General features: G+C 64.7%; 6 protein-coding genes and 1 other RNA gene. 5 read left to right on the top strand and 2 right to left on the bottom strand.

Annotated elements, in window-relative coordinates:
- The coding region (locus AXW67_RS11095; protein WP_245315520.1) for an SspB family protein at positions 1–415 on the bottom strand (415 nt) is incomplete at its 3' end.
- A 113-nt stretch (positions 416–528) separates the two neighbouring features.
- Positions 529–930, bottom strand: a transfer-messenger RNA (tmRNA) gene (gene ssrA, locus AXW67_RS11090).
- Between the two features lie 85 nt (positions 931–1,015).
- Between ssrA and AXW67_RS11085 the strand changes: the two genes are divergently transcribed.
- The 5 genes from AXW67_RS11085 (at position 1,016) to AXW67_RS11065 (ending at position 5,629) form a co-directional block, all read left to right on the top strand.
- Positions 1,016–1,633, top strand: coding sequence for a chromate transporter (locus AXW67_RS11085; protein ID WP_063677913.1), 618 nt, complete (start codon positions 1,016–1,018; stop codon positions 1,631–1,633).
- Positions 1,630–2,160: a chromate transporter gene (locus AXW67_RS11080; protein WP_027551347.1), complete on the top strand. Its 531-nt coding sequence runs from the start codon at positions 1,630–1,632 to the stop codon at positions 2,158–2,160. The genes AXW67_RS11085 and AXW67_RS11080 overlap by 4 nt, the downstream gene beginning before the upstream one ends.
- Before the next feature lie 95 nt (positions 2,161–2,255).
- Complete coding sequence (locus tag AXW67_RS11075) at positions 2,256–3,005, top strand: tripartite tricarboxylate transporter TctB family protein (RefSeq protein ID WP_063677912.1); 750 nt, start codon at positions 2,256–2,258, stop codon at positions 3,003–3,005.
- A 7-nt stretch (positions 3,006–3,012) separates the two neighbouring features.
- Complete coding sequence (locus tag AXW67_RS11070) at positions 3,013–4,527, top strand: tripartite tricarboxylate transporter permease (RefSeq protein ID WP_027551345.1); 1,515 nt, start codon at positions 3,013–3,015, stop codon at positions 4,525–4,527.
- A 121-nt stretch (positions 4,528–4,648) separates the two neighbouring features.
- Positions 4,649–5,629, top strand: coding sequence for a tripartite tricarboxylate transporter substrate binding protein BugD (locus AXW67_RS11065; protein ID WP_063678042.1), 981 nt, complete (start codon positions 4,649–4,651; stop codon positions 5,627–5,629).
- Positions 5,630–5,644 lie beyond the last annotated feature (15 nt).

Below are 5,644 nucleotides of genomic sequence, written 5' to 3'. Positions count from 1 at the left end.
CCGACACGGCCGACGGCGCGGGAGCCGCTGGCAGCTTGTCCGGCGCCACCTCGGCGACGTCGGAGGTGTCGAACTGGAGGCCGAATTTCACGGACGGATCGAGGAAGCTCTTGATGGCGCTGAACGGCACCACCAGCCGCTCCGGAATGCCGCCGAAGGACAGGCCGACCTCGAAGCGGTCCTCGAGCACGGTCAGATCCCAGAACTGATGCTGGAGGATGATCGTCATCTCTTCCGGATACTGGGCCAGGAGCCGCGGCGACAGCTTCACGCCCTCGGCCTTCGACACGAAGGTGATGAAGAAATGATGCTCGCCCGGCAATCCGTGGGCTGCGGCATCGGTCAGCACCTTGCGCAGCACGCCGCGCAGCGCGTCGCGCGCCAGCACATCGTATCGGATATGATCGGTCGCCATGGTGGTCCTGTCGCATTCTCGGAGCCGGCCTTGCCGGCCCGACTCGCCAAGTCGCAATGGTACCGCGCCTGACAGATCAGAAGGAGTCCCCGCCGGGGATAAAATAAAAGGCAAGTGGAGGCTTCTGTTGCCAGGTGCCTCCGAACCCCGCCTAGCGGAGCTTAACCCGCTAGGACTTTAAGTTGGTCTTTCAAACTGCGTTACGCAGCCTGAGCAACCGGAGCAAAGTTGTCGTTGGCAACTATTGCAGTAGCCCGATAACGGCGGAACAATACCGGGAAAAAGTACGCCCTTTACGCCCTCGTCGATCCTATTTCGCCCCCGCCGAAGCCCACTTTCTTGCGCGGGCCTGGGCCCGCTTTTTGCGCGGGCCGGGGCCCGCTATCCGGTGGGCTTTGGTGGAGGCGCCGGGTACCGCCCCCGGGTCCGAATGGTTTATTGCGACGACCGTTTATTTCCATAGCCGGCGAACCGGCACCCCCAATATAGGGGGCAAAGGTTTCAAAAAACAGAGGTTTCAAGCAACAAGCACGCTGTTCCTTTTGGATAGGGTTCCGGACGGTCTTGGCCACGCGGCCGTGCCCATTCTAAACTGCTGCCATGTCCTCGGATTCGTCACCGGCCGCCCAAGAGCCGGCCGCTCAAGAGCCGGACCTTCCAGCCAAAAGCGTTCCACCCGGCCTGCTGTCGCTGTTTGTCGCCTTTGCCAGGATGTCGCTGGCCGGCTTCGGCGGCGTTCTGGTGTTCGCCCGCCGGGCCATCGTCGACCAGCACCGCTGGATGACGGCCGAGGAGTTCAACGAGACCTTCGCCCTCTGCCATTTCCTTCCCGGCCCCAACATCGTCAATCTGTCGATGGTGTTCGGTGCGCGGCTGCGCGGGATCGCCGGCGGCGTTGCCGCCTTCTCCGGGCTGTTGCTGCCGCCGACGCTGATCATGACCGTGCTTGCGGCACTCTACGTCCATTTCGGCGAGCTGGAGCTTTTGCGCCGCAGCCTCGCCGGCATCTCCTGCGCCGCAGTCGGGCTCCTGATCGCAGTGGTCTTCCGCATGATGACCCCGCTGCTCAAGAAGCCGGACGGAGTCGGGCTCATCCTGATGCTCGCGGTGTTCGCCGCCATCGGCGTGCTCCGCCTGCCGCTTCAGGCCGTGCTGCTGGTCGCGATCCCGCTCAGCGTCGCCGTAACCTACGTCCTGCGACGGAAGGTAGCAGCATGAGCAGCCAGAGCCCGATCTGGACGCTGATCTCCACCTTTGGTCTGATGTCGCTGTTCGCCGTCGGCGGCGCCGCCGCGGCCGTTCCGGAGATGCACCGGATCGCCGTGGAGGTGCATCACTGGATGACCGACAAGCAGTTTGCCGATGCCTATGCCATCGCGCAGCTCTCGCCCGGCCCCAACGTTCTGATCGTCACACTGATCGGCTATGCCGTTGCCGGCATTCCCGGGGCGCTGGCGGCAACGCTGGCGATGTGCCTGCCAACGGCACTGCTTGCTTATTGTGTCAGCCGGCTCCTGAACCGGCCCAGCCAATCGCGTTGGCCGGGCCTGATCCAAGCTGCACTGGTTCCGCTGTCGATCGGATTGATGGCGGCAAGTGCCTTGATCCTAGCCCAGGCGACCGATCGCACCCTTGTTGCGCTGTTCCTGACCGCGGCGGTTGCGATCATCGCCTCCCTCTCGCGCGTCAATCCGCTGTGGCTGCTGCTGGCCGGAGGCCTGTTGGGTTTTGCTGGCATTGTGTGATGAAAATCGCTAGGCAGTGATACGGGCGGGGGATCCATTTCCAGCCGATTTAAAACAACAGTGCTCGTGACTTACGGGTCGCGGAGGAGACATGCATGGCCGATACGATGGGCCACTCGGCGACTGCCACCCGAAACACCTCGGTGGCGCTCGGCTTCTGTCTGCTGGCGATAGCGCCGCAGATCTTTGAATTCATCTGGTCGATCGGGACGATCTTCGGCTGGGGTGCCGGGCGCGGTCCGGCGACGGTCGTGATCAGCCATGCCACTGCGCTGCTCGCGGGGGCTCCGAGCGCACTGCTCGCCGGCGACACCAAGAAGTCGTCCGATGTGCTGCTGGCGCTGATGTATTCGTATCCGCTGTTCGCGGTCGCGATCCTCACGATCTTCATGACGATCAAGTCGGCGCAGGACTATATCGGCGGCATCGTGCTGATGGCTCTCGCCTTGTTCGCGCTGTGGGCCTCGAGTGACCTGCAGGGCATGCGCGGCTTCTCCTTCGGCGCGGGCACTGCGCCACGCATGTTCGGCGGGCTTCTGGTCGCGCTGTCCGCCGGCATTGCATTGACCGGCCTGATGACGGACGGGCCGGCGCTCGCCCATTATTCCTGGCGCGGTCCGCTGTTCGTGATGGCCGCGATCCTGTTCTTCGCCCTCGCGATCCGGCCCCTCGGCCTCGTGGTCTCGGCCTTCGTGAGCTTCTTGATCGCCGCGCTCGGATCGCATGAGACGCGCTGGCTCGAGGCCGTGATCGTCGGCGCCTGCCTGACGCTCGGCTGCGCGCTTCTGTTCCCATACGTGCTCGGGTTGCCGATGCCGATGTTCCCGCGTTTCCTGGTTCAGTGAGGATGTGATGGAGCTCTTTGCCAACCTCGCTCACGGTTTTGTCGTCGCGTTCTCTCCGATCAATCTTCTGATGTGCCTGATCGGTGCCCTGGTCGGCACGCTGGTCGGCGTGCTGCCGGGCATCGGCACCATTGCAACGGTCGCGATGCTGCTGCCGATCACCTTCGGACTGCCGCCGGTCGGCGCGCTGATCATGCTCGCCGGCATCTATTACGGCGCGCAATATGGCGGCTCGACCACCTCGATCCTGGTCAACATCCCAGGCGAGGCGACATCGGTCGTCACCGCCATCGACGGCCACCAGATGGCCAAGCAGGGCCGCGCCGGCCCGGCGCTGGCGATCGCGGCGATCGGCTCGTTCTTCGCCGGTTGTGTCGCGACCGTGCTCATTGCCGTTCTCGGTGCGCCGCTGACCAAGCTCGCGCTGGCGTTCGGTCCGGCCGAGTATTTCTCGCTGATGGTGCTCGGCCTGATTTTCGCGGTGGTGCTGGCGAAGGGCTCCGTGCTCAAGGCGATTGCGATGATCGTGTTGGGTCTCCTGATGTCGATGGTCGGATCGGACATCGAGACCGGCGCCTCGCGCATGGCCTTCAACATTCCGGAGCTTGCCGACGGTCTCGGCTTCGCGACGGTGGCGATGGGTGTATTCGGTTTCGCCGAGATCATCCGCAATCTCGACGCCGGCGCCGAGATGAACCGCGATCTCGTGCAGCAGAAGATCACCGGCCTGATGCCGACCAGGAAGGACCTGATCGACTCGACACCTCCGATCCTGCGCGGCACCGTGCTCGGCTCGATCCTCGGCATTCTGCCCGGTGGCGGTGCGGTGATCGCCTCCTTCGCGGCCTACACGCTCGAGAAGAAGCTCGCCAAGGATCCGAAGCGGTTCGGTCGCGGCGCGATCGAGGGCGTGGCGGCGCCGGAAAGCGCCAACAACGCGGCGGCGCAGACCTCGTTCATCCCGCTGCTCACGCTCGGCATCCCGCCGAACGCGGTGATGGCGCTGATGGTCGGCGCGATGACCATTCACGGCATCGTTCCGGGCCCGCAGGTGATGCAGAAGCAGCCCGACCTCGTCTGGGGCATGATCGCCTCGATGTGGATCGGCAATCTGATGCTGATCATCATCAACCTGCCGCTGGTCGGAATCTGGGTGCGGCTGCTGCGCGTTCCCTACCGGCTGATGTTCCCCTCGATCGTGATCTTCTGCGCGATCGGCATCTACTCGGTGAACAACGCACCGGTCGACGTCATCCTCGCCGGTGTGTTCGGTCTGGTCGGCTACTGGCTGATCAAGCACGATTTCGAGCCGGCGCCGCTGCTGCTCGGCATGGTGCTCGGGCCGCTGATGGAGGAGAACCTGCGCCGGGCGCTGCTGATCTCGCGCGGCGACTGGAGCGTCTTCCTGACGCGTCCATTGTCGGCGGTGCTGCTCGCGATCGCGGCCTTCCTGCTCGTGCTCACGGTGCTGCCCGTGCTGCGTGCCAAGCGCGACGAGGTATTCACGGAGTCCGAGAACTGACCGCAGCGTCCCTGCGTCGGCGCGCCGCATTCGGAAGTCGAATCGACTCGTCCGACTGCTTCATGAAATGAAAATGCCGGCCGCTTGGCCGGCATTTTTGTTCGTGTCCGAGGGGATCGATATGACTTCAATTCGCGCGCTTGCGGGCGCATGTGTCGCGGCGTTCGCATCGCTGTGCGCCTTTGTCGCACCGGCGGAAGCGCAGTCCTATCCGACGCGCAGCATCACCATGATCGTGCCGTTCGCGGCCGGCGGTCCGACCGACGTCGTTGCGCGTATCGTCACCGCGCATATGGCGCAGACGCTCGGACAGAGCATCATCATCGAGAACGTGGTCGGCGCCGGCGGCACCACTGCGACGACGCGCGCCGCGCGTGCGGCCAATGACGGTTATACGCTGATCACCGGCCATATGGGCACGCACGCCGCGTCCGTGCCGCTCTATCCGAAGCTCGCCTATCACCCCGAAAAGGACTTCGAGCCGATCGCGCTGCTCGCGGGCACGCCGATCCTGATCCTGGCGCGCAAGGACTTTCCGCCGAAGGACCTCAAGGAATTCGTCACTTACGTGAAGGCGAACGCGGAGAAGGTGAATGCCGCGCACGCCGGCGTTGGTTCCGTCTCGCACGTCTCGTGCGAGCTCCTGCACTCCATCCTCGACGTCAAGCCGGTCGGCGTGCCCTTCAACGGCACGGGCCCCGCGATGAACGCGCTGGTGGCGGGACAGGTCGACTACATGTGCGACCAGATCGTCAACGCCGTGCCGCAGATCAACGCCGGCACCATCAAGGCCTATGCGATCGCGACGGCCGAGCGCAATCCGTCGTTGCCGAACGTGCCGACGACGGCGGAAGCGGGCCTGCCCGCGTTCCAGGCTCAGGCCTGGAACGCCATGTTCGCGCCGAAGGGAACCTCGCCGGCGATCGTGGCCAGCCTGAATGCGGCCGCCGTCAAGGCGCTCGACGATGAGAACGTGCGCAAGCGCCTGCTCGAGCTCGGCAGCGTCATCCCGGGCCCCGCGGAGCGGACGCCGGAGGCGCTGGCAGCCCTTGTCAAAGCCGAGATCGCTAAGTGGAGCCCGGTGCTCAAGCCGGCAAGTTAGCGAGTACAATCAAGC

The sequence above is a fragment of the Bradyrhizobium neotropicale genome (assembly GCF_001641695.1).
GTDB classification, from domain to species: domain Bacteria; phylum Pseudomonadota; class Alphaproteobacteria; order Rhizobiales; family Xanthobacteraceae; genus Bradyrhizobium; species Bradyrhizobium neotropicale.
This window is presented reverse-complemented; position numbering and strand designations above follow the sequence as displayed.

What these genes read in the sequence shown, in the direction of transcription:
- AXW67_RS11085 (WP_063677913.1), top strand. Translation starts at nt 1,016, where the DNA reads ATGTCCTCGGATTCGTCACCGGCCGCCCAAGAGCCGGCCGCTCAAGAG.
- AXW67_RS11080 (WP_027551347.1), top strand. Translation starts at nt 1,630, where the DNA reads ATGAGCAGCCAGAGCCCGATCTGGACGCTGATCTCCACCTTTGGTCTG.
- AXW67_RS11075 (WP_063677912.1), top strand. Translation starts at nt 2,256, where the DNA reads ATGGCCGATACGATGGGCCACTCGGCGACTGCCACCCGAAACACCTCG.
- AXW67_RS11070 (WP_027551345.1), top strand. Translation starts at nt 3,013, where the DNA reads ATGGAGCTCTTTGCCAACCTCGCTCACGGTTTTGTCGTCGCGTTCTCT.
- AXW67_RS11065 (WP_063678042.1), top strand. Translation starts at nt 4,649, where the DNA reads ATGACTTCAATTCGCGCGCTTGCGGGCGCATGTGTCGCGGCGTTCGCA.